At 62.6% G+C, this 3,162-nt stretch carries 3 protein-coding genes; all 3 read left to right on the top strand.

Annotation, left to right across the window (positions count from 1 at the left end; all coding sequences use genetic code 11):
* The first annotated feature begins 124 nt into the window (after nt 1–124).
* The 3 genes from moaA to BQ17_RS06320 all read left to right on the top strand — a co-directional run bounded on the left by moaA (nt 125) and on the right by BQ17_RS06320 (nt 3,059).
* On the top strand, nt 125–1,141 hold the full coding sequence (moaA, locus tag BQ17_RS06330; RefSeq protein WP_089725340.1) for a GTP 3',8-cyclase MoaA: 1,017 nt from the start codon (nt 125–127) through the stop codon (nt 1,139–1,141).
* A gap of 454 nt (nt 1,142–1,595) precedes the next feature.
* Complete coding sequence (locus BQ17_RS06325; RefSeq protein ID WP_089725337.1) at nt 1,596–2,375, top strand: alpha/beta hydrolase; 780 nt, start codon at nt 1,596–1,598, stop codon at nt 2,373–2,375.
* 168 nt (nt 2,376–2,543) lie between these two features.
* A complete protein-coding gene (locus BQ17_RS06320; protein ID WP_089725335.1) occupies nt 2,544–3,059 on the top strand; it encodes a protein disulfide oxidoreductase in 516 nt (171 codons plus the stop codon).
* The last annotated feature ends 103 nt before the right edge of the window (nt 3,060–3,162 follow it).

The raw sequence follows: 3,162 nt of genomic DNA, 5'->3' as shown, positions 1-3,162 counted from the left end.
CTTGGACATCCTGGGGCATAAGGTTCGGATCCTGATTCACGGTGGTCGAGCTGATACCTGCTTGGCACACAGGCGGTAATCTGCTATCAGTTAGCATGACGAGAAAACGGGGGCGCGATTCCCGATGACCACTGAGATCACAGACTCCGCACCAACCGCCTTGATCGACCGCTTCGGCCGCCGGATCACCTATCTACGGATCTCGGTCACCGACCGGTGCGACTTCCGTTGCGTCTACTGCGTGGAGCCGGACCAGCGCTTCGCTCCCCGTGACCAGCTGCTCAGTCTCGAGGAAATCGCGCAGGTGGCCCGGACCTTTGTGGGCCTCGGCGTGCGCAAGGTTCGCCTTACCGGCGGTGAGCCCCTGGTGCGCCGCAACGTCCTGTGGCTCATGCGCGAGGTCGCCTCCCTGTCCGGGCTCGACGAGCTGGTGATCACCACCAACGGCGCCCGGCTCGCGGAACTGGCCGAACAAATCCGGGCGGCGGGCGTCAGACGTATCAATATCAGCCTGGACAGCCTGCGGCCTGAACGCTTCCGGCGCATCACCCGCAAGGGGGATCTGGCCGCCGTGCTGCGCGGCATCGACGCCGCCCTCGCTGCCGGTTTCGATCGCATCAAGCTCAATGCCGTTATCCTCAAGCACCGCAACCACGACGAGATCCTGGACCTGGTGCGGTTCGCCGTCAACCAAGGGATCAACATCAGCTTCATCGAAGAGATGCCCGTAGGACAGATCGGCGAACATGACCGAGCGCAGGTCTTCTATTCGAGCGACCGCATCCGTTCCGACCTCCGGTCCCGTTTCCAGTTGGTCCCCACCACGGAGACCACCGGCGGACCGGCGCGTTATTACCGCATCCCGGGGACCGAGACCCGGGTGGGATTCATATCCCCCCACAGCCACAACTTCTGCAGTGATTGCAACCGGGTCCGGGTCACCGCCCAGGGTCGGCTGTTGCCGTGCCTGGGGCAGGAACAGGCCCTGGACCTGCGCCATATCCTACGCGAACACCCAGAGGATGAAACCAAGCTGAGCCAGGCCATCCGCGATGCGATGCAGCACAAGCCCAAAGGCCACGAATTCGGCCGCGGGGCAGACTCCGTCCTCGTCCGCCACATGAACGTAACGGGGGGGTGAGCGAGGACCGTTTGTCCAGTGGGTGGGCGGCGAGGGCGCGCAGCCGCCCACGGGACGGACAGGACGTCCGTCCCGGACCAGCAAGCGGAGCAGGGATAGCGTAGCGCAGATGGAACGCAGCCGAGCGAACACCCTTCAGGGATGAAGGGCCGGGAGATGCACCAGGGATGGTGTTCTCAACCATGCTCCGGACCGTCGGTCCAATGGGTGAGCAGCGAGGGCGCGTAGCCGGTTATCAGCCACGCTTTCGGGGGGATGCACTACGCTTTCCCACCCTACTTTCCGGGGTGTGCTCTGCCTGAAGAAACAGCGGAGCCGCACTAAGAGGCTGTCTAAAAACTAACCCATTGATTTTAAGCCGGTAGGCTGAGTTGAGGGACGAGACCTAAGCAAACCAGGCTGACGGCTCTTAGCCCATAGGATGGTTCCCTTTGAAGCAACCCGGAGGTCTTTCATGGCACTGATGGAATGCAATTTCTTCTCCGACACGCTAGGGCTCTGCTGTTCGGCCAAGGTGATCCTGCCGCAGTGCACGGTGTCTCAGATCGGTCTCAAAGGCGTCGTCGGGAGCGGCGAGTTCCCCGTTCTTTATCTCCTCCACGGTTTGAGCGACGATCATACGACCTGGCTGCGGCGGACGTCGATCGAACGCTACGCTTCCGAACTGGGACTGGCCGTGGTGATGCCGGCCGTGCACCGCAGCTTCTATGCGGATATGGCGTCCGGCTATCCCTACTGGACCTTTGTCAGCGAAGAACTCCCGCAGATCTGCAGATCGTTCTTCCGTATCAGCAGCGCGCGCGAACACACATACGTGGCCGGTCTGTCGATGGGCGGCTACGGCGCGTTCAAGTTGGCGCTGCACTGTCCGCAACGCTTTGCCGCGGCTGCCAGTCTGTCCGGTGCGCTGGACCTGTCGCCAAGCGTGATGGACTGGGACGATCTCGGCAGTGACCTGCGCCTGGTCTTCGGCGATCCGAAGGGCTTCGACGGCAGCGGGCACGATCTCATGCGTCTGGCGCGTCAGCTGGCCGCGAGCGACGGACCCAAGCCGAAGCTCTGGGCCTGCTGCGGCACGGAAGATTCCCTGATCGAAGCCAATCATCGCTTCCGCGACCAGGTGCAGGAATTGGGTCTCGACTTCCACTATGAAGAAGGTCCCGGCAGTCATGACTGGGGCTACTGGGACGAGCAAATCCAACGCGTCCTCGCTTGGCTGCCGCTGCCCGCTTAACAGGCCGGTTCGCGGGAAATCCCATACGACTTCCTCAACTCCGCTGCCTTGACCGTGCCGAGGACGCGATGTACCTCCGGGACAACCACGAACGTTTCGCCAAGATCTTCGACGCCTGGAAAGTGGCGAACCGCGACGATCTTTTCAGCGTGGTGGGACTTGACAACTATGAAGAAAGCAGCAAACAGCAAGCCCCGCAGTCACCGCTGGCTCGGCCAACTGGTCCTGATCCTGGCGATCTTCATGGTCCTGCACTGGTGGCGATCGGAGCCCCTCGCCAGCGGCGATGCCCCGGCCCTGACCGGCGACCTCGCGGGCGGGGGGAGGTTCGATCTCGACGGCTTGCAGGGCAAGCCGGTCCTGGTGCATTTCTGGGCCACCTGGTGCCCCGTGTGCCGATTCGGTGATGACACCATCGCCGCCATCGCGGAGGATTTCAACGTCATCACGGTGGCCATCCAGTCGGGAGGAGCCGCGGAGATCATGGGGCATCTGAGCCGCGCATCCCTCTCCTTCCCCGTCATCCCCGATTCCGATGGAGTGCTGGCGACCGCCTGGGGGGTATCCGGCGTACCCGCCAGCTTTGTGTTGGACGGCAGCGGTCGCATACGATTCGCTACGGTCGGCTATACCACCGGAATCGGGTTGCGGGGACGCCTGTGGGTGGCCGGCATGCTGGATTGATCGGCCGGAAAGACCGAGCCATGCGGTAGTGGCTCAGTTCGCGAAAAAACGGAAATTGCGAAAAAACGCAATGACGCAAGGACGCCAAGACGCAAAGAAAGAA

This window comes from Candidatus Thiosymbion oneisti (assembly GCF_900092655.1).
Lineage (GTDB): Bacteria > Pseudomonadota > Gammaproteobacteria > Chromatiales > Chromatiaceae > Thiosymbion > Thiosymbion oneisti.
This window is presented reverse-complemented; position numbering and strand designations above follow the sequence as displayed.